Here is a 24,871-nt window from a genome sequence, read left to right on the forward strand (position 1 = left end):
CATGACAATCCAAATGACATCGATATCAAAAAATGGATGATATCGATGTCATTTCACGAGACAAAATCTGGAAACCTGTCATAATGCGCTCAATCGCGCTATCTGAAGCACGTTTCCAACAAAAATGATATCGATATCATTATATGAGACACTACTTGCATACCCTATCTTGCCTGCCTGTGCGCCTATCTGTGCGCCTACTGCAGGCCGCCCCCTGCCCGCAGCCAGGAGCATTCCATGCGTAAAACCGATTCCGGCCTGACGATGGAAGACCTGGCACGCCTGGCCGGCGTTTCCAAGATCACGGTCTCGCGCGCCCTGCGCGACAGCCCTTTGGTGACGCCGGAAAAGCGCGCCAGGATCCGCCAGATCGCCCAGGAACAGGGCTACCTGCTCAACGTGAGCGCGCGCAATCTGCGCATGCGCCGCAGTTATTCGGTGGCCGTGGTGGTCGAGATGGCGCCGGACAAGAACCGCCCCATGTCGGGCCCCTACCCGCTGGAATTACTGGGCGGCATCACCCAGGAATTGACGGCGGCGGGCTACAGCGTGGTGCTGACTTCGAAGCAATTAATGAATACGGCCCCGGTCCAGGGTGCGGACGGCTTGATCCTGCTGGGCCAGGGTTCGCACAATGAAGCCGTGCATTTCCTGCAAAAAGCCGGCCTGCCGCTGGTGGTCTGGGGCGCGCAAGAAGCTGGCGCCGACTACATCGTGGTCGGCAGCGATAACCGCAATGGCGGCGCCAGCGCTGCCGGGCGCCTGCTGGAACAGGGCCGAAAACAGCTCATTTTCCTGGGCGACGTCGATCACGCCGAGATGCGCGAACGCTGCGCCGGCTTTATCGATGCGGCCCAAGGCCAAGCCAAGGTGCATATCGTGCGCCCGAAAGCGTTCACCTTCGAAGCGGGCTTCGACAGCGTGATGGCGCTGCTCAACAAAAACGGCGCCATCTACGACGGCCTGTTTGCCGTCAGCGACCTGCTGGCCATGGGCGCGATCCGCGCGCTCACTGAAAAAGGCTTGCGCGTGCCGGAAGATATTTCCGTGATCGGCTACGACAACACGCCCAGCGCCGCCAGCTTCATGCCGCCACTGAGCAGCGTGCACCAGTATCTGCACGACGGTGGCGTGCTGCTGGCCCGCAAGATGCTGGGCCTGATCGAGGGCGAAAAAGTCACGTCTGAAATGCTGCCGACGACTTTGATGGTGCGCCAGACCTGAGCGCCATCCGCCAAACACCAACTTACACAAACACTAGCTGTTTTCATGTTCAACCGAGCGTAAAAGGAACTATCGTGGTCTCGTCTGCCAAACTGCAACACACCTACCCACTCGATGCCTGGAGCATCCGTGAAACATCGTTTGATACCCAATCGCACTTTCTCGACGAAACCCTGTTTACGCTGGGCAATGGCTATATCGGCTTGCGCGGCAGCTATGAAGATGGCTACAGTGGACCGGCCAACACCACGCTCGACGGCAGCTACCTGAACGGCTTTTACGAATCGGAAACCATCCACTACCCGGAAACGGCTTACGGCCTGGCCAAGACCAACCAGTTCATGCTTAACGTGCCCAATGGCAAAGGCATCAGCCTGTGGATCGATGACGAGCGCTTCGACTTGCTGCACAGCACAGTTGACCAATACGAACGTAGCCTGGACTTCCGCACCGGCGTGCTGCTGCGCACGGTGACATGGACTTCCAGCAAGGGTCAGCGCGTCTCCATCGTCAGCCGCCGCGTGGTGTGCTTTGAACACAAGCATTTGTATGCCATCGAATACACGGTAACGCCGCTCAATTTCTCCGGCAAGGTGCGGCTGGTCGCCAGCCTGGACGGCGCCGTCAAGAATATCGAAGCGGGCGACGATCCCCGCATCGGCTCGGCCGTTTCCGGCCCGGCGCTGCAGCTGGTCGACAGCCAGCAGGAAGACGATTTTTCGGCCCTGCTGCACCACACCACCAACAGCGGCTTCGCGCTGGTCAGCGCCACCGCAACCAGGCTGGACTGCGCCGGGGAATACACGCTGCGCCTGCTGAAAAATGGCCAGCGCCTGGAGCAATCGTACGAGGTGCACGCCACCGAGGGACAAACCATCCGCCTGACCAAGTTCGGCAGCTATTTTTCCTCGCGCGATTATCCTGCCAAGGAATTGATGTACCGCAGCCGCGACGTGCTGGCGCAGGCGCAGGCGACCGGTTTTGCCGAGCTGCTGCTGGAACAGGAACAATACCTGGCCAATTTCTGGCAGCAAGCCGACGTGCAGATTGCAGGTGACGACGCCCTGCAACAAGGCATCCATTTCAACCAGTTCCATTTGCTGCAATCGGTGGGGCGCGACGGCAAGACCAATATTTCGGCCAAGGGCGTCACGGGCGAAGGGTATGAAGGCCATTACTTCTGGGATACGGAAATCTATATCTTCCCGTTCTTCCTGTACAGCAAGCCTGAAATCGCCAGGAAACTGCTGGAATACCGCTACGCCGGCCTGGAGCAGGCGCGTCAGCGTGCGCGCCAGATGTCGCACGAACGGGGCGCGCTGTATCCGTGGCGCACGATTGCAGGCGAGGAATGCTCGGCCTATTTCCCGGCCGGCACCGCGCAATACCATATCAATGCCGACATCGCTTATTCGATCAAGCTGTACTTCGACGCCACTGGCGACGAAGAGTACCTGGTCAACTTCGGCGCTGAAATCCTGATGGAAACAGCGCGCATCTGGCTCGGCATCGGCAGCTACGACCGCGAAGGCCGTTTCTGCATCAACCAGGTGACGGGACCGGACGAATACACGGCCTTGGTCAACAACAACTATTACACCAACGCCATGGCGCGTTTGCACCTGAACTTCGCCGCCGACGTGGCCGAACGCATTGCAGCAAAACAACCGGAGCAATTCGCCCGCATCGCCGCATTGATGCATCTGGACAAGGCCGAACCGGCAGCGTGGCGCCATGCAGCCCAGCTGATGAACCTGCCGTATGATGCGGCGCTGCAAATCCATGCCCAGGACGACAGCTTCCTGTCCAAGAAAGTATGGGATTTCGCCAACACGCCGCAAGAAAAATACCCGCTGCTGCTCAACTATCACCCGATGGTCATCTACCGCCACCAGGTGTGCAAGCAAGCCGACGTGGTGCTGGCCCTGCTGCTGCTCAGCGATGAGTTCTCAAAGGAAGACAAGAAACGCGATTTCGATTACTACGAACCGCTGACGACGCACGATTCCTCGCTGTCGTCCTGCATCTACAGCATCATCGCCTCCGAAATCGGCTACCACGAGCAAGCTTACGATTTCTTCATGGAAACCGCGCGCCTGGACCTGGACAACACGCATGGCAACACACACTATGGCGTGCACACGGCCGCCATGGCCGGCACCTGGATGGGCGTGGCCTACGGCTTTGCCGGCATGCGCGTGATCAAAGGTGCACTGCGCTTCGCCCCTACCCTGCCAGCCCAGTGGCAACACTACAGCTTCAAGATCCATTTCCAGGGCGCCCTGCTGGAAGTGCGGGTCACGCCAGAGCACACCGAATACCGCTTGCTGCAAGGCGAGGCGCTGCGCCTGTCGCACCGTGGCGAAGAGCTTGCATTGACATTATCGACGCCAGTGCTGTCGCGCGCTTCAATCTAAAGGAAAACACCATGTCTGCTACCCGATTCAAAGCCGTCATCTTCGATCTCGATGGCGTGATTACCGACACCGCCCACTACCATTTCCTGGCCTGGAAACGGCTGGCCGACAGCCAGGGCGTGCCCTTCGACGCCACCTTCAATGAAAACCTCAAGGGCATTGACCGCATGGGCTCGCTGGACCTGATCCTGGCGTCCTCCAGCAAACAGTACACGGCGGCCGAAAAGCTGGCGCTGGCCGATGAAAAGAACCGGCACTACCAGCAACTGATCGAAACCATGTCGGCCGACAACCTGCTGCCCGGCGCGGCGCAGGCGCTGGCGGCGGTGCGCGCGGCCGGCCTGAAAATCGGCCTGGCCTCGGTCAGCAAGAATGCCTTTACGGTGCTGGAGCGGCTGGGCATCACGGGCGCCTTCGATTACGTGGTCGATGCGGCGCGCATCGCCAAAGGCAAGCCGGACCCGGAGATTTTCCTGAAAGCAGCATCCGAACTGGGCGTGGCGCCAGCCGACTGCCTGGGCGTGGAAGACGCGGTAGCCGGCGTGGCAGCCATCAAGGCGGCCGGCATGTATGCGCTGGGCATCGGCTTGCCGGAAGTGCTGACCCAGGCCGACCTGGTGATACCGGGGCTGGACCAGTTCGACCTGCAGCGCTACCAGTAGTCCGCAGCCGCACCCGGCCTGCAATCCATCAATAACAATAAAACAACAATAAAAATCAAATGACCAAGCTACGGAGACACCGTGAAAAACAAACGCATCTTCTGCATTTTGCTGCTGATTTATTTCGTCTTTGCCATCCTGCTCAACAGCGTCGGGACGGTGATTTTGCAAGTCATCGGCAACTACGGTGTCAGCAAGGCCAGCGCCAGCGTGCTGGAAGGCTTCAAGGATTTGCCGATCGCCATCGTGTCTTTCGTGCTGGCCTCCTTCCTGCCGCGTATCGGCTATAAAAAAGCCATCCTGGCCGGCCTGGCCATCGTCACGGCCGCCTGCCTCGCGATGCCGCTGCTGCCATCGTTTTTGACCACCAAGCTGCTGTTTTTATGCACGGGCGTGGCGTTCGCGCTGGTCAAGGTCTCCGTGTATTCGACCGTGGGCCTGATCAGCAAGGACCGCCGCCAGCACGCCAGCACCATGAATACGCTGGAAGGCTTCTTCATGGTCGGCGTGCTCAGTGCCTACTGGCTGTTCGGCCACTTCATCGATTCGGGCGACCCGAAATCGCATAGCTGGCTGCAAGTGTACTGGGTGCTGGCCGCCTTGTGCGTATTCACATTCCTGCTGGTGCTGGCCACGCCGTTCGACGAACGGGGCGCGCAATTGCCGGCCGGGCGCAGCATTGCCCAGGACTTTGCCGCCATGCTCAAGCTGTTCTTCAAGCCGCTGGTATGCGTGTTCGTGCTGACCGCCTTCCTCTACGTATTGATCGAGCAAAGCGTGGGCACCTGGTTGCCGACCTTCAACAATGAAATCCTCAAGCTGCCCACCGCCATGAGCGTCGAAGTGACCAGCATCTTTGCCGCCTGCCTGGCGCTGGGCCGCCTGTCGGCCGGCGTGCTGATGCGCAAGATCAACTGGTACCCGGTCATGAACGGCTGCGTGATCGGCATGGCGGCGATGGTGCTGCTGGCGCTGCCGCTGACGCACGACGTGGTGCTCGACCCGCACGTAACGTGGGCGACGGCGCCGCTGGCAACCTTTTTGTTTCCCCTGATCGGCCTGTTCATGGCGCCGATCTACCCCGGCATCAACTCGGTCATGCTCAGCTCCCTGCCCAAGAACCAGCATTCAGCCATGACCGGCTTGCTGGTGATCTTCTCGGCCCTGGGCGGCACCACCGGTTCGCTGATCACCGGCTATGTGTTCGGCAATTTCAGCGGCCATTTCGCGTTTTACCTGACCCTGGTGCCGATCACCATCGTGCTGGTCACCTTGTTCTTCTTCAAGAGAGCCGTCGAAGACAGCCCGGAAGTGTTGCCGGAACTGGCGCATTAAGCAGTCGGGCAGCCAGATGCGTGGATTGCGACACGCACCTGGCTGCCAGCCAGCTGATGCCGCGCAGGCTTACTGCACACTCATTGCACATTCAGCGGTTCGGCTATCGTCAGCACCACCAGGAAGGTCAGGCAGGAGATGCCGGACAAAAAGGCAAACACGTCATTCCAGCCTCGGCCATCGAGCAGCATGCCCACGATCCAGGGCGCGGCAGCAGCGCCCAGCAAGCCCCCCATATTGACGACGGCGCTCGCTACCGGAAACTTTTCCTTTGTAACAAAGCTCATCGGATAGGCCAGATACGCCGAATATCCTATGCTCAGCGACATACCTGTCAGCAACAGCAACAGGCCGCACGCCGCGGGATTGGCCGGTGCATGGATCAGGAAGTACATCATGACGGCGGTCGATACGGCTGAAATCAGCATGCCCGGTTTGCGGCGCCTGGCGAACAGCCGGTCAGACAGCACGCCGCCGATGATGTTGCCGGCAATCGCACCGATCCAGGGACCGGCTGCCACCAACCCCATGTCCTGTACCGAAAACTGCTTGACCGTCAACAAATAGGTGGGTATCCATGCCAGCAACACACTGGAAATGCCGTACTGAAAGAAAAAGCCCAGTGCACAACCGATGATGTTCCACGATGTCACTACGCTGCGGGTGCTGTCCAGCACAGGCTCGCGGCGCACGCGTATCAGCCTGTCTATCCAGGGCATGGCTTGAACGGGCGCAGGCGCGCCGCCGCCAGTGTTGCGTTCCGCAATCAGGTCGCATTCTGCCTGGTTGACGTAGGCACTCTCGGAGGGCCGGTTGGCCACCAGCCCATACCATAGCAGCGACAGCAATACGCCGGGGATGGCAAACAGCATGAACACGGCGCGCCAGCCCCAGGCGCCCACGATGGCGGCGACCAGTATCGGTGTCATCACCGGCCCCAGCTTCACCGACGACTGGAAGATGCCGGAGGCGCTACCTTTCTCCGTCGATGGAAACCAGTGGTTGATGGTACTGGTCACGCCGATGGGCAACGGCCCTTCCGCTATGCCCAGGGCCACCCGGCCCAGCTTCAGGGAAAACAGCGACCCCGACAAACCGATGAAAAAGGTCGATAGCGAAGTCAAAATGATCGACAGGGAAAATAGTGTGCGCACGCCGAATCTCGATATCAGCCAGGCCGCCGGCAACTGCACCAGGCCATACGCGAGCAGAAACAGGCTGATCAAGGCGCCCGCCTCGGTGTTGCTCATCGGAAATTCCTTGCGCAGGAAAGGCAACACCAGCCCGAGATTGGCGCGGTCGGCAGAAATAATTGTGTAGATTACGAAAAACAGCATCGCAACGCACCAGCGAAAGCGCGTCGGCCGGGCATGCGCCCCGGCCGAGTCAGCGTGTCTTGGCATGACCGTCTCCTTCATTATTTTTATTTTTTTATTTTTTAATTCAGGTTCAGGCGCTGCAGGGTGTCTTCCAGGCCCAGTAGCTCGACCGTGCTGACGCCGTTGCGGATCCGCTCGCGGAATAACGCTTCCTTCTCTTCGCGGGCCAGCGCCAGCGCCAGCACTTCTTCCACGGCATGCTGGTCGACCACGACCAGCCCATCCTGGTCGCCGACGATGATGTCGCCCGGCGCGATATGCACGCCGCCTATGTTGACCGGCACATTCAAACAGCCCGGCTGGCTCTTGCTGGTGCCCTTGATCGACAGGCCGCGGCAAAACACGGGAAAGCCGGCATCGATCATGGCGGCGGCATCGCGCACGGCGCCGTTGATGACCAGCCCCGCCAAGCCGATCTTCAACGCCTGCTCGGTAAGCACATCGCCCCATAACCCCGCCTCGGCAAAGCCCTTGGCATCGACCACCAGCACGTCGCCCGGTTTGGCTTTCAGCAGCGCATAGTGCAGCATCAGGTTGTCGCCCGCGCGGGTATCGACAGTCAGGGCCGGGCCGCTGATGCGCATGCCGGGTGCGATCGGCTTGATGCCGCTGTCGAGCGCGCCTTGTGCCCGTTGGGCCTCATAAATGGTGGCGGCGCCGAGCAGGCTCAGGGCCTGGAGGCTGCCGTGCGAAACGATGGTATGCATATAAGGAGTCTCTTTACAGTGAAAAATGCCGAACAACCCTGCGTGCCGGGACGGCACATGCGATTCATGTTGTGGCTGAAAGCAGTTTCATATAAAGTGATTCGCATATCAAACATCGAATATTGATCCCTTATTCAATAAAAATGAACTTGCGGCAGATACGGTATTTTTGCGAAGTGGTGGCGGCCGGCAGCGCGGTGCATGCTGCCCAGCGTTTGCATGTGGCGCCGACCGCCATCAGCATGCAGCTGGCGCAACTGGAATCGCTGCTGGGAGGAGAGTTGTTCGACCGCTCGCGGCGGCCGATGGACTTGACCGCGCTGGGCAAGTTCTTTCATCCACGCGCCCAGGAATTATTGACGCAGGCCCAGCGCCTGGAAGATGAAACCAAGGGCATCGCCGCCGGCAGCCATGGCTGGCTGGGCGTGGCATTTGCGCGCACCTCGACATTCAGCATCCTGCCGCGCGCCATCCGCCGGTTTCGCGACGCCTATCCGCAAGTGCAGCTGGACTTGCTCGAGGCCGTCTCCGAATACCAGCCGGAGCAAATGCGCCAGGGACGCATCGATATCGGCATCTCGCGTTTCCTGGGCGATATCAAGGTACCCGCCGATTTGCATTACACGACCATCATGGACGATCCGCTGGTCGCGGCGCTACCCGTCAGCCATCCGCTGGCCCAGCGTTCATCGATCTGCCTGGCCGACTTCGCGACAGTGCCGTTCATCCTCTACCCCAAGGATATACACAGCCCGTTTGGCCAGCAGATGCTGGACATCCTCAGGCAAGCCGGCGTCACGCCAGTCATCGCCTATTCCGCGATGGAGATTTACACCACACTGTCGCTGATAGGCGGCGGCCTGGGCGGCACGCTGGTCGCGCGCTCCATCTCGGAAAACAAACGGCCGGACGTGGCCTTTGTGCCCGTCTCCGATATCCGCACGACCACCACCCTGGTGGCGATTACACGCCCCGATGAAGATAACAAGCTGGTGACGGCGTTTCTCGAAATCCTGGCTAGCAGTGTTCAGCAATAAGGTTTAAAAACAAGGATTCAACCATAAGGATTCAGCCATAACTCTCTACAATAAAGCTCACAATAGGCAGTGCGTCACGGGCAGGCGCAAGCACATTGGACGCACGTCGCAAGCAAATATCTCGCAGACGCGCATGTCGCAGACGCGCATGTCGCAGACGCGCATGTCGCCAATGCGCATATCGCAAACACCGCCATGCGTGCGCGGCATGCCTGCCCGGATCAACGCCATCCCTCTGCCCCGCCCGGCTGAAAACTGCCTGCATACCCGCTCTGCTGTTCAAGCAGTCAAAACAGACTCAGCTGCCCCTCGCTGCCCGCTTTGGCGCGTGCTCCCAGCGGCGGCACCATCAGCGGACGGCGGAACTGGCTGTTGTCGAGCTGCTTGAAGCGGCCGCCCTTGCCGTGCAGCCCCAGCCGGTGCACGGCCTTTTCAAAGCGCTGGCGTATCAAATCGGCCCAGATACCCTCGCCCTGCATGCGCGCGCCAAAGCTGCTGTCGTAATCCTTGCCGCCACGCATCTCACGCACCCGGTTCATGACCCGCTGGGCCCGTTCGGGAAAGTGCGTTTGCAGCCATTGCTGGAATAGCGGATTGACTTCCCAGGGCAAACGCAGCACCACGTAATGGGCGTGGATGGCGCCCGCATCGCGCACGGCTTCCAGCAGTTTTTCAATTTCCGGCTCCGTCACGAAAGGGATGATGGGCGCAATGCTGACACCGACGGGAATGCCCGCGTCCGTCAAGGTGCGGATGGTGCGCAGCCGCCGCGCCGGGGCCGCCGCGCGCGGCTCCAGCGTACGCGCAATCGCCGGGTCCAGGGTGGTCATGGTGATGGCGACGGCCGCCAGGCGCTTGGCCGCCATCGGCGCCAGCAAATCGATATCGCGTTCGATCAGGGACGACTTGGTGATCAGGGCCACCGGATGCGCACATTCATCGAGCACTTCCAGCACCCTGCGCGTGAGCCGCCACTCGCGCTCGCAGGGCTGGTAAGCGTCTGTGTTGACGCCCAGCGCGATCGATTCCGGAACATAGCCTGGCTTGGCCAGCTCGCGCCGCAGCAGCTCGGGCGCATTCTCCTTGGCGAAAAGCTTGCTTTCAAAGTCCAGCCCCGGCGACAGGCCCAGGTAGCTATGGGTCGGCCTGGCGAAGCAATAAATACAGCCATGCTCGCAGCCACGGTAAGGATTGAGCGACACACTGAACGGCAAATCAGGCGAAGCGTTGCGCGTCAGGATGGTGCGCGCCTGCTCGGCCGTGACTTGCGTCTTCCAGGCGGCCGCTGCGGATTCAGGCGCTTGTCCATCGTCATCCAGCAAACCCCAGCCATCGTCGAAACCGTCCCGCGCATGGACTTCATAGCGGCCCTGCAGATTGGAGATGGCGCCACGCCCCTTGCGCGCCTTGAGCGATGGCGGCGGCAACATGACTTGTCCGGCATCGTAGTCATCGTGCTCTGGAAGGAATGCTTTCATGAACGGCCTCATTTACTGTATATCCATACAGTATACTATGCCGTTGTCAACGCAAGATCAAGGACTGTTCTTCAGCGTTTTATTTGATGTATATCATCTGGAAAACTAACGTCAAGCGGCTTGGGCCTGACGCAGCAAGGACCTGCCGCAAAATTGCTCCATCTGTTCAATTGCGGCCATTGCCGCCGCGTCGGACAAGCCGATGCCGAATGGATAGGCGCCGGCCCTGGTGTGGAACATCAGTCTTGCACCGCCCAGTGTCACCTCTTCTTTGTCAGCCTTGGGACGCAAGAAAATATGCTTGCCGGAAATTATCGCATGCTCTCCAGCGCAAGATAGGGTCGTGGGTATTGATCGCGATGGAACGTCAAGTATTGTCGATAGCAGGCGTGACATAGCTCAACTGCTGCGCCACAAAACCGTCAAACGCATCGATCAGGGGAACAAAGCGGGCTTCCTCATGCTCCAACTGCATCAGGGCATAACAAGTCGCTTCCAGGGTTGATAGCTGGTCCGGCGCATGCGCCTTGCGGATCAAATAGTGCGAAGCGGGCGTATCGCGCAGGGGCAGGCGCGGCAAGCGCTGCAGTTGGGGGTTCAGGTACAGCATCTTGCGGCTCTTGCGCCAGGTGGCGTCCAGCACGACAAGGCGCAATTGCGACAAGTCGTCCAGCACGGCAGGGTCGAGGTCGGGTGGCGGTGCGATGCCCAGGGAACGGTCGCCCGGGGTATCGGGATACAGCAAGACGTTGTACTTGCCTGCGAGCAAGGTATCAAGCTCGTTGGAGGCGAAACTTTCGCCGGTCAGCAAACGGCTGTTGGGCAGGCTCAGGTGCAGCAAACGGGCACTGCCTTTGGCATTGCGTACTTCCAACGGGTGCTGCAGGATCAGCACGTCCACCGTGTGTTGCACGGGAGCTATCCAGCGGCAAATGCAGCTGGAGACGGCGCGCAGGCAGGCTGGGCAGCGTGGACGTTTATTCGGGTCAGGGGTCATGCTGGTGGTCATGGCAGGGCGCTTGCGGTATTTTTAAGCCGCGATTGTAGCGCCCGCACCATGCCGGGGGAGCGTCTCTGCCATTTAAATCTGTCGCAAATCTGCCGCTTAAGCGGGCGATTAAAACTCTTCCCACTCGTCGGCACCGGAAACGACGGGCGCTTTGGCTTTGCGGACACGGGCCGTATCGAGCTTCGTCACCGTTGCCTGGGGAGCGGGCACGGCGGGCCGCGCAGGCACAGCAGTGCGCGCGACATGGCGTACCTGCGCCTGTGCGGCATCAAGCTTGAACAGTCCCACCACCTCGGCCAGGCGCGCCGATTGTTCCTGCATCGCCTCGGCCGCTGCGGCCGCCTGTTCGACCAGGGCCGCGTTTTGCTGCGTCACCTGGTCCATCTGGCCTATGGCCTGGTTGACCTGTTCGATACCGGCCCGCTGCTCATCGCTGGCGTCCGTGATTTCATTCATGATCTGCGTCACATGGTTGATGCTTTGTACGATCTCGTCCATGGTGTGGCCTGCCTTGTCCACCAGTTGCGAACCCGTTTCGACTTTTTGCACGGAATCGTTGATCAAATCCTTGATTTCCTTGGCGGCCTGGCTTGACCGTTGCGCCAGGTTGCGCACTTCCGTTGCCACCACGGCGAAGCCACGCCCCTGCTCGCCCGCGCGCGCCGCTTCGACGGCTGCGTTCAGCGCGAGGATATTGGTCTGGAAGGCAATCGCATCGATCACGCTGATGATGTCGACGATCTTGCGCGAGGAATCATTGATGGACCCCATGGTGCTGACCACGTCCGAGACCACCGCGCCACCTTTGCTGGCGATGCTGGCCGCGTCGATGGCCAGCTGGTTGGCGCTGCGGGCATTCTCGGCATTGCGTATCACGGTGGAGGTCAGCTCTTCCATGGACGAAGCCGTCTCTTCCAGCGAACTGGCCTGCTCTTCCGTGCGCGACGACAAGTCCAGATTGCCGGCGGCGATTTCGCCGGACGCCGTGCTGATGGAATCGGTGCCCGCCCGCACCTGGCCAACGATGCTGACCAGCTTATCGTTCATGTTTTTCAGCGCGTGCATCAATTGCCCCGTTTCATCGCGGCTTGACACTTCGATCTGGCTGGTCAAATCACCCGTCGCCACCGCTTCGGCCACCTGCACGGCCCGCGTGATGGGGCGCGTGATCGAGCGCGTGATCCAGTAAGCGCAAGCAATGCCCAGCAAAATGGCCGCCACGCCCAGCGAGACCAGCAGCAAGCGGCCACTTTCGTAGCGCGCGCGGATCTGCTCGGCGGTCACGTCCAGCAAGCGCGTTTCCAGCATGGCCAGCTTGTTCAAGGCGCCCAGATACACATCGCGCTTGAGCGCCATGTCACCGTCAAACAATTGCTTGCCCAGCGCCAGGTCGCCCGCACTCTTGGCCTTGAAGACATTCTTGCGCACTTCGGTGTAGGCCTTGCGCGCCGCCAGGACTTCCTGGTACAAGGCTTTTTCTTCCGCGTTCAGCTGGCTTTTTCCGATATCGTCCTGGATTTCCGTCGCCCTGGCGGAGGAAGCCGTCATTTCTTTTTCGAATTGTTTTTGATCTTCGGGATCGGTGACTTTCCAGGCGGCCACGGTGCGCGCCGCATTGACTTCAATCACCTTGGTCCACTCGCTGATCAGGCGCTCATTGCGTACCTTGACGGTGATCAGCTCATCCGTTTCCCGGCTGGCGCCCTGCATCTGCACGATGCCGACCACGGTAAGGGTAATCAGGAGCAAGAGTACGGCGGCAAAACCACCGCCCAGGCGCACGCCAATCTTGAGGTTTTTCATCTGCGTGATCCCTATCTGAAAGAAAGAAACAAAAACACCACAAGGCAAAAACTGCCCTGCCGTCGATTGTGAGCGCATCAGATAGGCATTGCAAGAAAGGACATGCAGAAAAGCAACAGCGTGGAATAGCAGCCAGGCCAGCCGCCACCCTTAGTTTTGCTTGACGTAAATCAGCTTGGAAGTATCGAAACCCAGGCTCTGCGCCTTGGCGATCAGGCGCTGCTGCAGGGCAGCATCCATGGTGGGCGTGCGCGACAGCAGCCAGAAATAGGACTTGTCCGGACCGCTGACCATCGAATAACTGTACTCTTGCTGGTCCAGGTCGAACACGATGTAGGAGCCATAGAAGGGGCCGAAAAACGACACTTTCAAGTAGCCTGCATCTTTCTTGTCGACAAAGTACGCCTTGCCATCGGCCTCTTTCCAGGTCTTGCTGCCATCGTCATACCCGCGGTTGACCACCTTCAGGCCACCATCCTGGCGCACGCTGTAATCGGCCGTCACATGGCTCAGTCCGCGTTCGAAGGAATGGTCGAGGCGCGCGATTTCATACCACTTGCCCAGATACCTGGTGGTGTCGAAGTGACTGACAGGATCGATATTATCGGGCCGCCCCACGCAGCCGCCCAGTAACACCAGGCTCAGGAACAGCAGCTTTTTCATGACCATCTCCGGCTTGTTTGACTGGCAATTATAGAGGATCAATCGTGTCCGCTGGCCGTCCCCAGCATTTCATCGAGCTGCGCCAGGGTGCCCTGGTCCTTGACGACGGCGCGCAGCCAGACGTGCAGCGGCATTTCGCCCCAGCTGGCAGCCTTGTCGGCCAGGTAGGCGACGGGGCTGTGCGGCTCGGTGCGGCGGAAGAAATCGGCCACCTGGCGCAACTGGGCCAGCGCCTGGTGCCGCTGCGCGATGGCGCCCGCACCGCCTGCGACGGCGCCAGGCGCGGCGCCGGGCAGTTCATCTATTTGCAGCACGGGCGATATAAAATGGATGGCGTTTTCCAGCGCTTCGCGGGCGGCGCGAAAACTCGGGCCATCGGCGCCCAGGCGCGCATCGACGCAGCGTTCCAGCGCCAGCAGCGACTGCATGCAATAGCGCGCGTCAGCCAGCAAGCCATCGGTATAGGCGCGCGTATTGCGCTGGCGCGCCGTCTCCATCTGCGCCAGGGTCGCGCCTTCGTCGTGGCGCGCCTCGCCCCAGCCTTCCGACGCGGCTTGCGCCTGGCTGGCCGCTGCGCGCTGGCGGGCGGCATCAAAATCCTGCAGCGAAAACCGGCCTTCAGTTCCATCGGTCAGGGGGATCTCGCGCACCAGTTGCGGCGTGCGCGTCAACAGCCAGAACAGGTTGCCGATGCGCTGTTCCTGGTCGCCCTCTTCGGCCAGCGGAAACAGGCCGTCCCAGTATTGTTCGCACAAGCCGGCCAGCAAGGCGTAGCCATCGCCCAGGCCGCGAAAGTGGCGCGTCCGCGCATGCGCCTCGGCCAGCCAGACAGCCACCCGCAAATCCTTGCTGTGCGAGGCGATCAGCTGCTCGCAGCGCGTGGCCACGAAGGGCCAGTCAGCCTCCTTCAGCGCCACCACCCATTCGCCCTGCTCCAGGCTGGGGTCATCGTGCTGGCGCGCGCGGGCGACCGCATCGAGCTCCTGGCTGAAACTGATGTCCTCGCCACAAGGATGCACCGCGCTGACGGGCAACAGCAACTGATCGAGATTGAACATGGGTTCTCCGTTCGCTTATTTGATCGTGTATTTGAACTGGCCCGACTTACTGGCGCCCACGCGGATGCTGGCAACCGGCGCGCCGCCGGCCATGCGCGTCAATACCGCTTCGGCAATCTCGGGCAGCACGCTGCCGTTGAGGATCTGGTCCACATTGCGGGCGCCCGAATCGACTTCAGTGCAGCGCGCCAGCACCGCCTCGACCAGGGCTTCGTCATGACTGAATTGGGCCTGGTGGTTGTGCGCGATGCGCTGGCCGATACGGGCCAGTTTCAGGGTGATGATGCGGGCCAGCACCGCATCGTTGAGGGGATAAAAAGGCAGTACTTTCAAGCGGCCCAGCAAGGCTGGCTTGAAATGCCTGACCAGTTGCGGGCGCACCAGCTCTTCCAGCGCCTGCGGCGTGGGCAGGTTCTCGGCCGGCTGGTTCAGGCAGGCGGCCATCATCGCCGCAGACCCGAGGTTCGAGGTGGCGATGATGACGGTGTTGCGGAAGTCGATTTCGCGTCCCTCGGCGTCATCGAGCACGCCCTTGTCGAATACCTGGAAAAACAGTTCCAGCACATCGGGATGGGCTTTTTCGGCCTCGTCCAGCAGCACCACGCTATACGGCTGGCGCCGCACGGCCTCGGTCAGCACGCCGCCCTCGCCATAACCGACATAACCGGGCGGCGAGCCTTTCAGGCCAGCCACGCTGTGCGCTTCCTGGTATTCGCTCATGTTAATCGTGATCAGCTTGCGCTCGCCGCCATACAGCAGCTCGGCCAGCGCCAGCGCCGTCTCCGTCTTGCCGGTGCCCGACGGCCCGGTAAACAAAAACACGGCTTGCGGCTTGTTCGGATCATCGAGGCTGGCGCGCGCCGTGCGCACGCGCTGCGCAATCGCCTCCATCACATGATCCTGCCCGAGGATGCGCTCGCGCAGCGCCGCACCCAGGGTCAGCACGGTACGGATGTCATCCCTGACCATCTTGCCCAGCGGGATACCGGTCCAGCCGGCGACGATGCCGGCCACCACCTGTGCATCGACTTCCAGCGGCGCCAGCGGCGACTCGCCCTGCAAGCCGGCCAGTTCCTCTTTCAGCGCCAGCAAACGCGATGCGCCGTCTTCACCGGGCCGCTCACCCTGCAGCCCGCTGCGCAAGCCGGCAATCTGCGCCACCAGTGATTTTTCACGCTCCCAGCGCTGCGCCAGCGCCGCCACCGTAGCCTGCCCCTGTTCACGCTCGCCGCGCAGCACAGTGAGTCGAACGGCAGCACCACGGCTGTCGCCATCGAGCTGCTCGCGTTCCAGTGCGGCGATTTCCGTGACCACCCGGTCAAGCTGGCGACTGGCGTTTTCCAGCTGGGCCGGCGTGGCGCTCTGGCCCAGCGCCACCTTGGCGCAGGCCGTATCGAGCACGCTGATGGCCTTGTCGGGCAACTGGCGCCCGCTGATATAGCGGTGCGACAGCCGCACGGCATCGGTAATGGCCTCATCGCGCACGCGCAGATTGAAATGACGCTCCATCAGCGGCGCCATGGCGCGCAGCATGGCGCAGGCGATGTCTTCGCTCGGCTCTTCCACCTTGACGACCTGGAAACGGCGCGCCAGCGCCGCATCCTTTTCAAAGTACTTTTTGTATTCACTCCAGGTGGTGGCCGCGATGGTGCGCAGCGCGCCGCGCGCCAGCGCAGGTTTCAACAGGTTGGCCGCATCGTTCTGCCCCGCCTGGCCGCCCGCGCCTATCATGGTATGCGCCTCGTCGATAAAGAGGATGATGGCATGCGGGCTTTTCGCCACTTCATCGATGACGTTTTTCAAGCGGCTTTCAAACTCGCCCTTGACGCTGGCGCCGGCCTGCAGCAATCCCATGTCCAGGGTGTGGATGTGCGCCCCCTGCAGCACTTCAGGCACGTCGCCGGCGGCGATGCGCAAGGCCAGTCCTTCCACCACGGCCGTCTTGCCCACGCCCGCCTCGCCCGTCAGGATGGGATTGTTCTGGCGCCGGCGCAGCAGGATATCGACCGCCTGGCGGATTTCATTTTCGCGCCCGATCACGGGATCGAGCTTGCCATCGCGCGCCAGCTGCGTCAGGTCGGTGGTGAACTGGTCCAGCGCCGGCGTCTTCGCGGCCAGCGCCGTGACGCCATCGACCGGCGTTACGGGTTCCTCCTCTGCAGACGGCGTATCTTCATCGGACCCTGCCGTCAGCTTGTCGGGATAATGCTTCAGTTGTTCCACGCTGAAGCGGGCAAACAGTTTGGAACTGCGGTATGCCAGCTGCGACAGTTCCGGCTCCGTCAGCAACGCCAGCAGCAGGTGGCGGCTGCGGATCGCGGCTGGCTGCATCGTGCCCAGCGAGGCGATCAGCCAGGCGTGTTCGAACAGCAGCGGCAGGTGCGGCGAAAACACGGGCGTGCGCGCGCTGCCCGTCTTGAAGCCGCCGATCTCGCGGCGCAAATCGGCCTCCAGCGCGGACAGGCTGATTTCGCTGCGGCGTGCAATCACGACGAAATCGCTGCGTTCCTGCTCCAGCAAGGCCAGGAACAGGTGTTCCAGGTCGACTTCATACTGGCCCAGCCCCACGCAGATGGATGCGGCGCGCGTGGCGGCCGTGCGCAAAGTGTCATTCAGTTTGGCGATCAGGGTCTTGAGGTTGGCGCTCATGCGGAAACTCCCTTGCGGTTGATCGAATAGCGCAGCGACGATGGCTGCAGCACGGCGTCGAAATTGACGGCTTCGCAGGCGGGAAAGACGGCCAGCGTACCGCTGATGACAAAGCTGACCCGGTTGATCGACCCCGCTTCGCGCTCCAGGCGCGCGCGCACATTGCGCAGGCGCGGCTCATGGCGTTCGATGGCCGCCTTTAAGGCGGCGCAGATGCGGGTCCGGTCATCGCTGCTGGACAGGCACATGCCGGCAAAATCGATCAAGCCATAATTGACGATGGAGGCGGCGCATTCCGGATAATCGTCAAGCGCGCCGGCCGGCAGCGCCACGCGGGTGTTGAGCAATTCTTCGAGGTCGCGCGCCACGGCGTCCTTCAACTGCTCCAGCGACAGCCGCGTCACCACGCCGGCCGGGCCCAGGCCGCCCGCCAGGGCATCCTCTCCCATCAGGCGGTCAAACAGTCCCGGCACATAAGTATTCATGGATGGACCCGAAAAAAAAGCGCGGCCCGTGGCAGGCAATTCTCCACGGGCCGCGCCGCAACATCAAGCCACGCGGTTGGCGGCCAGGTCCCAGCCACCGGAGGTATTGCCGCCGGCGCCGCCCGTTACTTTTTGCTGCGTGTATTTCCACTTCACTTTCGAGAACTTGAAGCCCACGTGCTCGCCCAGGATGTCGCCTTCTTCCACGTTCGGCGTGACGGCGCCGATCAGCACATTCTCGATCTCGATTTCAAAATACTTGACGCGCTCGCCCTGGCCATCGGCGCGCATGAATTCGAAGCGCGCCTTGGGGATGGTCTTGCCGGCCGAGCAGGTCTGCAGCAGCACCGGCGAGGCCAGGTCGGCCAGCTTCGAGATCACGATATCCTTGTGCTCGCAGCGTTCGGCCGTGTGGCCGCCGCCCGTCGACGCCGTGGCCGACTTCGGCTGTTCCACGCTCCAACTGACCGATTTGCACTCGATCCAGTCCTTGTGCTTGTCATCGGTCGATTCGCCCTTGATACCGTCTATCTGCAGATATACATCGATTGCCATGTTGTGCTCCTCTGGTTGAAAGATGATCCCGGGGGATCAGGAATTGGTCGACTTCGGCAACTCCGCGACCAGTCGGAGCGAAACGGATAGTTCATCGAGCTGGAAATGCGGCCGCAGGAAAGACACGGCGCGGTACACGCCAGGCCGGCCCGGCACTTCATGCACCTGCACCGACGCTTCGCGCAGCGGGAACTGGGCCTTCTGTTCCTGGCTGGCGTTATCGTCGAGCAGCACGTAGGTCATCAGCCAGCGGTTCAGAAAATCTTCCACGTTCGACGCGGCGGCAAAGCTGCCGATCTTGTCGCGCATCATGGCCTTCATGTAGTGGGCGATGCGCGAGACGGCGAAGATATATTGCAGCTGCGACGACAGCACCGCGTTGGCATTGGCCGCGTCCGTGTTGTACTTGCGGCTTTTTTGCGCCGACTGCGCGCCGAAAAAGGCCGCATACGCCGTGTTCTTGCAGTGCACCAGCGAGATAAAGCCCAGGTCGGACAATTCCTTTTCGCGCCGGTCGGTAATCGCCACTTCGGCCGGGCACTTCAGGGCCACGTCGCCTTCGTCCGTCTTGAAGGTATGCGTGGGCAAGTCGTCCACCAGGCCGCCGCCTTCCACGCCACGGATGGCGGCGCACCAGCCATAGTCGGCAAACGCACGCGTCAGCTTGCTGCCGAAGGCATAGGCGGCGTTACACCACAGGTATTTGTGGTGGTCGCTGCCGTCGACTTCCTCGACAAAGTTAAAGCCTTCGACGGTGGTGCCGTCGGCCGGGTTGAATGGCAGGCGGCCCAGGAAGCGGGGCAAGGTCAGGCCCACGTAGCGCGAGTCTTCCGATTCGCGGAAGGCTTTCCATTTGATGTATTCAATGGTGTCGAACACCTTGGCCAGGTCGCGCGGCTTGCCCAGGTCGCCGTAGCTTTCCAGGCCAAACAGTTCGGGCGCGGCCGAGGAGATAAACGGCGCGTGGGCGGCAGCGGCGATATGCGACATCTGGTCGACAAAATACATGTCTTCGGGCTGGCGCGAGATGGCAAAGTCGCCCAGCAACGCCGCAAACGGCGCCCCGCCGAAGGTGCCGAATTCCTCTTCGTAGATCTTCTTGAACATGCAGCTCTGGTCGAATTCCAGCGCGGCCTGGAAATCCTTCACCAGCTCGCGCTTGGTGGCGTTGAACATGCGGATCTGCAGCCGCGTGCCCGTCTCGGAATTGCGCACCAGGTAATGCAGGCCCGTCCAGCTTTGCTCCAGCTGCTGGAACGGCGCCGCATGCATCACTTCACTGAGCTGCGCCGAAATGAGCCGGTCGATTTCCGCCACCCGCGCATCGATCGTGGCCGACAGGCTGTTCGACATCAGCACCGTGCCATCGAGCACTTGCGCCACCAGTTCCGAGATCAGGTCGCGCGCGCGCGCATGTTCGGCGCCGGACTTGGCGACCCGGCTTTGCTCGACGATCTGGTCCAGCAAATCGGTGCTGCCGGAAACGGCAGCGGCGGCGGGTGCGACTGCATTCAATTCTGCCTGGGCGTTCATCTCAATCCTCCTGCGCAGGCAGCAAAGGCTGCAAGGTGGCCAGGCTGTCGGTGTTGTTGAGCACCTCCGTCAGCAAGTCTTCCAGTTTGTCGTTGCCGGCCAGCTTGTTGCGCAGGTCGGCCAGCTTGGTGCGCGCTTCCAGTAGTTTGCGCAGCGGCGCGACCTGCTGCACCACCGATTCGGGGCGGAAGTCGGCCATCGTGCGAAAGTGCAGCTCCACCGGGAAATTACCGCCTGCCGCGCTGAGGCGATTCTGCACGGCGAAACGGGCCACCGGTTCGACGCCAGCGAGCACTTCATCGAAGTTATCGCGGTCGATGGCGACGAACTTGCGGTCTTTCAGGCGTTTTTTCCCGCTGTCCGGATTGCCGCCGAAGTCGCCCAGCACCCCCACCACAAAAGGTAATTCCTTGTTTTCAATCGCGTCGCCGATTTCGACGTCATACGTCATTTGCACGCGCGGCGCACGGATTTTTTGCAGGCGCTTCTGCACACTTTCAGACTTGGGCATATGGTTTCCTTCGCAGAGTAGATAGGGAGGGCGCCGTTTATTTCAGGCCGCTGAACGGGTCGGCCGCACCCTGGGTGGGCGCACCCTTTGCCGCCGGCGCGGCCGCGGCCGGACGCCTGGCTGCCGGCGCCGGCGGCCGCTTGGCCACTGGCAGCAACACGTCTTCGCCGATGCTGGCGCGCAGCAGCTTGGCCAGTTCCTGCGCTTCCGAACGCAGCGAGCCATTCAGATTGTTTTGCCGCGACAGGTCGGCCAGCGCCTTGCCTGACAGGCGCAGGCCACTGACGGCGACGATGCTGTTGGCAACCTTGTCCTCGGGATCGCGCTCCAGCACTTCCAGCGCATCGACGATGGCGTCGCCGTAGTGGGCGCGGTCAAACTTCATTTGCGCCATCTGCAGCCACGGCGCCTTATCCGACGGATACGCCGTGCCGCTGCCTTTGAGCAGGAGCAGCGCCCTGTCGTACTGGCCGGCCTTGGCCGCGGCATCGGCTTCGTTCAGCAGTTGCGCCAGCGTCGGCACGGGAGCAGGCTTGGGCGCCTGCTGTTCCGGCGTGGTACAGGCCGTCAGCACCAGGGCGCCGGCCAGGCAGGCAAGCTGGGGCAATGTCCGGATCATGCTGGGGGTCGAGCGGGCGACTGGCTTCATCTGTGCATTCCTTCACGTGGGGGACGCTTCCGCTAGGAAAGATGGGCCGCGTCGTGGTGAGGGCCATTATTAACTGCACTGATTTTTGCCAAGTTGAGGATGATCAGCAAAGAAGAAGTTCCACTCAGCAGCGCAATCTATGTAGAACAAACCTGATCTGGCGCAGTAATAGCAAGGATCGCAGGCGGCTTTTGCGTCAGCGCAAGTAGCGTGTAGTGGCATGCGATTAAATGGCAGCACGACTTTCTTTCCGCAAAGGCCACGCCGCCATGTCTGTTTTCCACCGTTCCCGCTGGGCGATCTGCAGCGCCATCCTGGGCATTTCCCTGCTGCTGGCCGGCTGCGCGGGCGGCGCCATCGGCAGCCTGGCCAACGCGGCGCTGCAAATGACGGGCATCAGCAAACCGCCGCCACCGGAACTGCCGGATGCGCAAAAGCCGCCGCGCACGGTCAGCATCCGCCTGCATGCGGGCCAGCGCCTGAACACGGACCCGCAAGGCCGGCCGCTGGCGCTGGTGGCGCGCATTTACAAACTGCGCCAGAAGAGCACGTTCGAACAAGCGCCGTATGACAGCTTTCTCGATGCGGAAAAAGAAAAGCAGGCCCTGGGCGCCGACCTGATGGAAGTCAAGGAAGTGCTGCTGGTGCCGGGCCAGCGCTACGAAGTCCAGGAAAAAGTCAGCAAGGAAGCGTATTTCATCGGCGTGGTGGCGCTGTTCCGCGCACCTGCCCCGCAGCGCTGGCGCGCCACCTTCGGCGCGGCCGAAGCGGAACGCAGCGGCATCACCGTGGGCCTGCATGCCTGCGCCATCAGTAGCGATGGCACACCGTTGTCGGCCCTGCGCTGTGAATAAACCGTCATCCAAGGAGAACAGCATGAGCATGGCAGCGAAAGTCCTGTGGGGCGAGGGCCTGTTTCTACGGCCCCAGCATTTCCAGCGCCAGGACCAGTATCACGAAGCGCGGCTGCACCATACGGCCAGTGCCCTGCACCCGTATCTGTGGGGCGTGGCGCACATGGAATGGGATACCGAAGCACTCAAGACCAATACCTTGCGCCTGAACGCGCTGTCGGCGATTTTCCGCGACGGCGAAGTGTTCGACGCCGCCAGCGACGGTGCGCCGGGCGGCGACACCCTGCCGCCAGCGGTGGACCTGTCGGCGCTGCCGCCAGCGCTGCAGGAAGTGACGTATTACGCGGCGCTGCCGGTAGTCAACCGCGAAGGCGCAAATTACTCGCTGCAAAATGCGCCGCAAGCCGCCGAGGTGCAGGCCAACACGCGCTTCGTGCACGCCCTGCGCGCCACGCCCGACCTGTTTACCGAATCGGCCGTGGCCGAGGTGGCCTACCTGAAAAAAAACCTGCGCCTGATCCCCGACAGCGAGCCGCGCGGCTCCTACGATTGCCTGCCGCTGATCGCGCTGCGGCGCACGGTGTCGGGCGGCTTCGAAGCCGTGCCGTCGTTCATGCCGCCGATCCTGGCGATCGCCGGCGCGCCGCGCCTGTTTGGCTTGCTGGAGCGCCTGCTCGACGCGCTGCAGGCCAAGGTCGATGCGCTGCACGGCCACCACCGCGAACCGAGCCGCAACGTGATCGAATTCCGCTCGGGCGATGTGTCGTCATTCTGGCTGCTGCACACGATCAGCACGGCCGCCGCCGGCTTGATGCACTATGCGAGCCACCCTGCGCTGCACCCCGAGCGCCTGTACGAAGCGCTGCTGGCGCTGGCAGGCGGCCTGCTCAGTTACTCGCGCCACTACACCCTGGCCAGCCTGCCCGCCTACGACCATGCTCAGCCTGCCCCCTGCTTTGCGGCCATCGACGGCATCATCCGCGAGCTGGTCGACACGGTGATCTCGTCCAAGTATTTTTCCATCGCCCTGCTTGAAGACAAACCCTCGTATCACCTGGGCAAACTCGATTCGGGAAAGATCGACCAGCGCACCACTTTATATCTTGCCATCCGCGCCGCCATGCCGGCCATCGAACTGGTGGAAATCGTACCGCTGCGCGTAAAAGTGGGCGCGCCCGACGACGTGGACACATGCGTGCTGTCGGCCATGCCCGGCGTCAAACTGTCGCATGCGCCGCAAGTGCCGGCCGGCATCCGCGATCTGCAACTCGAACTGATCGCGGTGACGGCATGAGCCAGCTCATCGAACGGCGCGCCGCGCCATCGCTGCTGGGCGGGCGCGGTGCTCCCGCCAACGCCGCTACCACACGGCAAACCGGCAGCGCCCTGCTGGACCTGATGCATGAAGGTTTTTATATGCTGTTCATGCTCAAGCATGGTTCGGCGCCCGGCGACGAACAGGGCTTCATGGACAGGATCACGGCCTTCCTGGAAGACTTCAGCCGCGAGGCAAAAAAGATCCGCGCCGACGGCGACGATATCGAGGCGGCCAAATATGCGTTTTGCGCGGCCGTCGATGAAATCATCCTGGCCTCGCCCTTCGCCATCCGCAAGCAGTGGGAACGGCGTCCGCTGCAGTTGCTGATCTTTGGCGACCAGCTGGCCGGCGAACATTTTTTTGACCGCCTCGACGCCCTGCGCGGCAAGGGCGCCATGCGGGTGCAGGCGCTGCAGGTATTTCATATGTGTTTATTACTGGGCTTCCAGGGCAAATACGCCAGCGAGGGTAATGAAAAACTCAGCTACCTGACGGGCCGCCTGGGCGATGAAATCGCCCACATCAAGGGCAAGAGCCGTGGCTTCGCGCCACGCGCCGAACGCCCCGACCAGGTGATCAACAAGCGCCGCAGCGACGTGCCGCTGTGGGCCCTCACCAGCGTGTTTGCCCTGCTGGCCATCTGCGCCTACCTGGGCCTGAAAACCCATCTGACGGGCACCACGCAAGCCACCCTGGCCGCGTATGCCGACTTGGTGAAACTGGCCCCCAGCCCGGCGCACCTGACGATCACACTGCCGTAATTACTGTGCGATCCTGAACTCGATGCGCCGGTTGCGCGCCCGGCCATCGGCGGTGGTGTTGGCCGCCACCGGGCGGTCCGGGCCCTGGCCCGATGCGATCAGCATCTCCGGCGCGATGCCCTTCGCCGCCAGGTAGGTGCGCACGGCTTCGGCGCGCGCCTGGCTCAGGGCCAGGTTGCTGGTGCGCAGGCCGGTATTGTCCGTGTGGCCGATCACTTCCACCTTGCGTCCTTTCAGCGTTTGCATCACGGCCGCCATCTCGTCGAGAATGGCCAGTCCCGCCGGCGTGATGCTGGCCTGGCCAACATCAAATTCCACGATGCGCTTGTCGAGCGCCGTATCGAGCAGCCCCTGCTCCGAGGCCCTGACCCGCAAGCCATTGTTGACGACGTAGGTGGGATTGAGGCTGGTGGCGATGTCGCTGGCGATCTGCTGGCGCTGCGCTTCGTTGGCAACCTCACCGCGCACGCTGACGTTGCTGCCGGCAATGCTGATCTGCCCGCGCGAAATCAGTTTCAGATTGGGCGTGATCAGCTTTTGCACGTAGGCGTTCCAGTTGGCCGGCACGGCCACGTTGCCGATGGCGATCTGGTCGACCACCCGCTCAACGCCATACAGTTCGCGCAGGCGCGCCAGCACGGCCGCCTTGGCGGCTTCGTCGGCCAGGGTGCCGGTGACCAGGATCTGCCCCGGCAAGGGCGTGACGGGCGCCGGCGCCTGGTTCTGCGCCTGGGCCAGGGGAAGAGACAAAAGCAGGGGAAAGAATAGGGATTTCATCGTCATC

The 24,871-nt window shown here is 61.8% G+C and carries 24 protein-coding genes; 8 read left to right on the forward strand and 16 right to left on the reverse strand.

Going from position 1 to position 24,871, the window contains the following annotated elements; translation table 11 throughout:
• The first annotated feature begins 237 nt into the window (after positions 1 to 237).
• The 4 genes from ACL9RI_RS09535 (at position 238) to ACL9RI_RS09550 (ending at position 5,638) form a co-directional block, all read left to right on the forward strand.
• Positions 238 to 1,224 carry a LacI family DNA-binding transcriptional regulator gene (locus ACL9RI_RS09535; protein ID WP_422726328.1) on the forward strand — a complete coding sequence of 329 codons (987 nt, stop codon included), beginning with the start codon at positions 238 to 240 and terminating at the stop codon, positions 1,222 to 1,224.
• Between the two features lie 74 nt (positions 1,225 to 1,298).
• Complete coding sequence (locus ACL9RI_RS09540) at positions 1,299 to 3,641, forward strand: glycoside hydrolase family 65 protein (RefSeq protein WP_422726329.1); 2,343 nt, start codon at positions 1,299 to 1,301, stop codon at positions 3,639 to 3,641.
• A gap of 11 nt (positions 3,642 to 3,652) precedes the next feature.
• Positions 3,653 to 4,303, forward strand: a complete 651-nt coding sequence (gene pgmB, locus ACL9RI_RS09545) for a beta-phosphoglucomutase (protein WP_422726330.1) — start codon at positions 3,653 to 3,655, stop codon at positions 4,301 to 4,303.
• 81 nt (positions 4,304 to 4,384) lie between these two features.
• Positions 4,385 to 5,638: an MFS transporter gene (locus tag ACL9RI_RS09550; protein WP_422726331.1), complete on the forward strand. Its 1,254-nt coding sequence runs from the start codon at positions 4,385 to 4,387 to the stop codon at positions 5,636 to 5,638.
• An 80-nt stretch (positions 5,639 to 5,718) separates the two neighbouring features.
• On the opposite strand, the gene ACL9RI_RS09555 is transcribed toward ACL9RI_RS09550, so the two are convergent.
• Both ACL9RI_RS09555 and ACL9RI_RS09560 read right to left on the reverse strand, forming a co-directional pair.
• Complete coding sequence (locus ACL9RI_RS09555; RefSeq protein ID WP_422726332.1) at positions 5,719 to 7,041, reverse strand: MFS transporter; 1,323 nt, start codon at positions 7,039 to 7,041, stop codon at positions 5,719 to 5,721.
• A 35-nt stretch (positions 7,042 to 7,076) separates the two neighbouring features.
• Positions 7,077 to 7,724, reverse strand: coding sequence for a 4-carboxy-4-hydroxy-2-oxoadipate aldolase/oxaloacetate decarboxylase (locus ACL9RI_RS09560; RefSeq protein WP_422726333.1), 648 nt, complete (start codon positions 7,722 to 7,724; stop codon positions 7,077 to 7,079).
• A 143-nt stretch (positions 7,725 to 7,867) separates the two neighbouring features.
• Here ACL9RI_RS09560 and ACL9RI_RS09565 point away from each other — a divergent pair, with 143 nt between their 5' ends.
• Positions 7,868 to 8,761 carry a LysR family transcriptional regulator gene (locus ACL9RI_RS09565; RefSeq protein ID WP_422726334.1) on the forward strand — a complete coding sequence of 298 codons (894 nt, stop codon included), beginning with the start codon at positions 7,868 to 7,870 and terminating at the stop codon, positions 8,759 to 8,761.
• A 31-nt stretch (positions 8,762 to 8,792) separates the two neighbouring features.
• Here the strand turns inward: ACL9RI_RS09565 and ACL9RI_RS09570 are convergent, their stop codons facing one another.
• The 13 genes from ACL9RI_RS09570 to ACL9RI_RS09630 all read right to left on the reverse strand — a co-directional run bounded on the left by ACL9RI_RS09570 (position 8,793) and on the right by ACL9RI_RS09630 (position 21,154).
• Positions 8,793 to 9,026, reverse strand: a complete 234-nt coding sequence (locus tag ACL9RI_RS09570) for a pentapeptide repeat-containing protein (protein ID WP_422726335.1) — start codon at positions 9,024 to 9,026, stop codon at positions 8,793 to 8,795.
• A gap of 22 nt (positions 9,027 to 9,048) precedes the next feature.
• Complete coding sequence (locus ACL9RI_RS09575; RefSeq protein WP_422726336.1) at positions 9,049 to 10,239, reverse strand: PA0069 family radical SAM protein; 1,191 nt, start codon at positions 10,237 to 10,239, stop codon at positions 9,049 to 9,051.
• A 111-nt stretch (positions 10,240 to 10,350) separates the two neighbouring features.
• The gene (locus tag ACL9RI_RS09580; protein WP_422726337.1) at positions 10,351 to 10,530 is read right to left on the reverse strand and encodes a hypothetical protein; all 180 of its coding nucleotides are present in this window, start codon (positions 10,528 to 10,530) and stop codon (positions 10,351 to 10,353) included.
• 76 nt (positions 10,531 to 10,606) lie between these two features.
• Positions 10,607 to 11,248, reverse strand: coding sequence for a tRNA-uridine aminocarboxypropyltransferase (locus tag ACL9RI_RS09585; RefSeq protein WP_422726338.1), 642 nt, complete (start codon positions 11,246 to 11,248; stop codon positions 10,607 to 10,609).
• A 108-nt stretch (positions 11,249 to 11,356) separates the two neighbouring features.
• On the reverse strand, positions 11,357 to 13,051 hold the full coding sequence (locus ACL9RI_RS09590) for a methyl-accepting chemotaxis protein (protein ID WP_422726339.1): 1,695 nt from the start codon (positions 13,049 to 13,051) through the stop codon (positions 11,357 to 11,359).
• A gap of 150 nt (positions 13,052 to 13,201) precedes the next feature.
• Positions 13,202 to 13,714 (reverse strand): lipocalin family protein, encoded by a 513-nt coding sequence (locus ACL9RI_RS09595; protein ID WP_422726340.1) that lies wholly within the window; start codon positions 13,712 to 13,714, stop codon positions 13,202 to 13,204.
• Between the two features lie 38 nt (positions 13,715 to 13,752).
• Positions 13,753 to 14,772 (reverse strand): type VI secretion system protein TssA, encoded by a 1,020-nt coding sequence (gene tssA, locus ACL9RI_RS09600; protein ID WP_422726341.1) that lies wholly within the window; start codon positions 14,770 to 14,772, stop codon positions 13,753 to 13,755.
• Positions 14,773 to 14,787: 15 nt separating this feature from the next.
• On the reverse strand, positions 14,788 to 17,421 hold the full coding sequence (gene tssH, locus ACL9RI_RS09605) for a type VI secretion system ATPase TssH (protein WP_422726342.1): 2,634 nt from the start codon (positions 17,419 to 17,421) through the stop codon (positions 14,788 to 14,790).
• Positions 17,418 to 17,906, reverse strand: coding sequence for a type VI secretion system baseplate subunit TssE (gene tssE, locus ACL9RI_RS09610; protein WP_422726343.1), 489 nt, complete (start codon positions 17,904 to 17,906; stop codon positions 17,418 to 17,420). The genes tssH and tssE overlap by 4 nt, the downstream gene beginning before the upstream one ends.
• 63 nt (positions 17,907 to 17,969) lie before the next feature.
• The gene (locus tag ACL9RI_RS09615) at positions 17,970 to 18,461 is read right to left on the reverse strand and encodes an Hcp family type VI secretion system effector (RefSeq protein ID WP_034750126.1); all 492 of its coding nucleotides are present in this window, start codon (positions 18,459 to 18,461) and stop codon (positions 17,970 to 17,972) included.
• Between the two features lie 36 nt (positions 18,462 to 18,497).
• The gene (tssC, locus tag ACL9RI_RS09620; protein ID WP_422726344.1) at positions 18,498 to 19,994 is read right to left on the reverse strand and encodes a type VI secretion system contractile sheath large subunit; all 1,497 of its coding nucleotides are present in this window, start codon (positions 19,992 to 19,994) and stop codon (positions 18,498 to 18,500) included.
• A 1-nt stretch (position 19,995) separates the two neighbouring features.
• Positions 19,996 to 20,505, reverse strand: a complete 510-nt coding sequence (gene tssB, locus ACL9RI_RS09625) for a type VI secretion system contractile sheath small subunit (RefSeq protein WP_422726345.1) — start codon at positions 20,503 to 20,505, stop codon at positions 19,996 to 19,998.
• Positions 20,506 to 20,542: 37 nt separating this feature from the next.
• Positions 20,543 to 21,154, reverse strand: coding sequence for a hypothetical protein (locus tag ACL9RI_RS09630; protein ID WP_422726346.1), 612 nt, complete (start codon positions 21,152 to 21,154; stop codon positions 20,543 to 20,545).
• A 269-nt stretch (positions 21,155 to 21,423) separates the two neighbouring features.
• Here ACL9RI_RS09630 and tssJ point away from each other — a divergent pair, with 269 nt between their 5' ends.
• Genes tssJ through icmH form a run of 3 tightly spaced genes read left to right on the forward strand, consistent with a single transcriptional unit; the run spans position 21,424 to position 24,087 of the window.
• Positions 21,424 to 22,008 (forward strand): type VI secretion system lipoprotein TssJ, encoded by a 585-nt coding sequence (gene tssJ, locus ACL9RI_RS09635; RefSeq protein ID WP_422726347.1) that lies wholly within the window; start codon positions 21,424 to 21,426, stop codon positions 22,006 to 22,008.
• Positions 22,009 to 22,030: 22 nt separating this feature from the next.
• Positions 22,031 to 23,302 (forward strand): type VI secretion system baseplate subunit TssK, encoded by a 1,272-nt coding sequence (tssK, locus tag ACL9RI_RS09640; RefSeq protein WP_422726348.1) that lies wholly within the window; start codon positions 22,031 to 22,033, stop codon positions 23,300 to 23,302.
• Positions 23,299 to 24,087, forward strand: coding sequence for a type IVB secretion system protein IcmH/DotU (gene icmH / locus ACL9RI_RS09645; protein WP_422726349.1), 789 nt, complete (start codon positions 23,299 to 23,301; stop codon positions 24,085 to 24,087). Before tssK ends, icmH begins: the two co-directional genes overlap by 4 nt.
• Here the strand turns inward: icmH and ACL9RI_RS09650 are convergent, their stop codons facing one another.
• Positions 24,088 to 24,864 carry an OmpA family protein gene (locus ACL9RI_RS09650; protein ID WP_422726350.1) on the reverse strand — a complete coding sequence of 259 codons (777 nt, stop codon included), beginning with the start codon at positions 24,862 to 24,864 and terminating at the stop codon, positions 24,088 to 24,090.
• Between the last annotated feature and the right edge of the window lie 7 nt (positions 24,865 to 24,871).

Origin of the sequence: Janthinobacterium sp. Mn2066, assembly GCF_049319705.1 — a bacterium.
In the GTDB taxonomy this organism is placed as follows: Bacteria; Pseudomonadota; Gammaproteobacteria; order Burkholderiales; family Burkholderiaceae_D; genus Janthinobacterium.

Bases quoted from the DNA above. Each gene is read 5' to 3' on its own strand.
- ACL9RI_RS09595 (WP_422726340.1), bottom strand. From the start codon at position 13,714: ATGAAAAAGCTGCTGTTCCTGAGCCTGGTGTTACTGGGCGGCTGCGTG.
- ACL9RI_RS09560 (WP_422726333.1), bottom strand. From the start codon at position 7,724: ATGCATACCATCGTTTCGCACGGCAGCCTCCAGGCCCTGAGCCTGCTC.
- ACL9RI_RS09575 (WP_422726336.1), bottom strand. From the start codon at position 10,239: ATGAAAGCATTCCTTCCAGAGCACGATGACTACGATGCCGGACAAGTC.
- tssC (WP_422726344.1), bottom strand. From the start codon at position 19,994: ATGAACGCCCAGGCAGAATTGAATGCAGTCGCACCCGCCGCCGCTGCC.
- ACL9RI_RS09630 (WP_422726346.1), bottom strand. From the start codon at position 21,154: ATGAAGCCAGTCGCCCGCTCGACCCCCAGCATGATCCGGACATTGCCC.
- ACL9RI_RS09615 (WP_034750126.1), bottom strand. From the start codon at position 18,461: ATGGCAATCGATGTATATCTGCAGATAGACGGTATCAAGGGCGAATCG.
- pgmB (WP_422726330.1), top strand. From the start codon at position 3,653: ATGTCTGCTACCCGATTCAAAGCCGTCATCTTCGATCTCGATGGCGTG.
- ACL9RI_RS09555 (WP_422726332.1), bottom strand. From the start codon at position 7,041: ATGCCAAGACACGCTGACTCGGCCGGGGCGCATGCCCGGCCGACGCGC.
- ACL9RI_RS09565 (WP_422726334.1), top strand. From the start codon at position 7,868: ATGAACTTGCGGCAGATACGGTATTTTTGCGAAGTGGTGGCGGCCGGC.
- ACL9RI_RS09590 (WP_422726339.1), bottom strand. From the start codon at position 13,051: ATGAAAAACCTCAAGATTGGCGTGCGCCTGGGCGGTGGTTTTGCCGCC.
- tssJ (WP_422726347.1), top strand. From the start codon at position 21,424: ATGTCTGTTTTCCACCGTTCCCGCTGGGCGATCTGCAGCGCCATCCTG.
- ACL9RI_RS09535 (WP_422726328.1), top strand. From the start codon at position 238: ATGCGTAAAACCGATTCCGGCCTGACGATGGAAGACCTGGCACGCCTG.
- tssK (WP_422726348.1), top strand. From the start codon at position 22,031: ATGAGCATGGCAGCGAAAGTCCTGTGGGGCGAGGGCCTGTTTCTACGG.
- tssH (WP_422726342.1), bottom strand. From the start codon at position 17,421: ATGAGCGCCAACCTCAAGACCCTGATCGCCAAACTGAATGACACTTTG.
- tssB (WP_422726345.1), bottom strand. From the start codon at position 20,505: ATGCCCAAGTCTGAAAGTGTGCAGAAGCGCCTGCAAAAAATCCGTGCG.
- ACL9RI_RS09650 (WP_422726350.1), bottom strand. From the start codon at position 24,864: ATGAAATCCCTATTCTTTCCCCTGCTTTTGTCTCTTCCCCTGGCCCAG.
- tssE (WP_422726343.1), bottom strand. From the start codon at position 17,906: ATGAATACTTATGTGCCGGGACTGTTTGACCGCCTGATGGGAGAGGAT.
- tssA (WP_422726341.1), bottom strand. From the start codon at position 14,772: ATGTTCAATCTCGATCAGTTGCTGTTGCCCGTCAGCGCGGTGCATCCT.
- ACL9RI_RS09585 (WP_422726338.1), bottom strand. From the start codon at position 11,248: ATGACCACCAGCATGACCCCTGACCCGAATAAACGTCCACGCTGCCCA.
- icmH (WP_422726349.1), top strand. From the start codon at position 23,299: ATGAGCCAGCTCATCGAACGGCGCGCCGCGCCATCGCTGCTGGGCGGG.
- ACL9RI_RS09570 (WP_422726335.1), bottom strand. From the start codon at position 9,026: ATGCAGGCAGTTTTCAGCCGGGCGGGGCAGAGGGATGGCGTTGATCCG.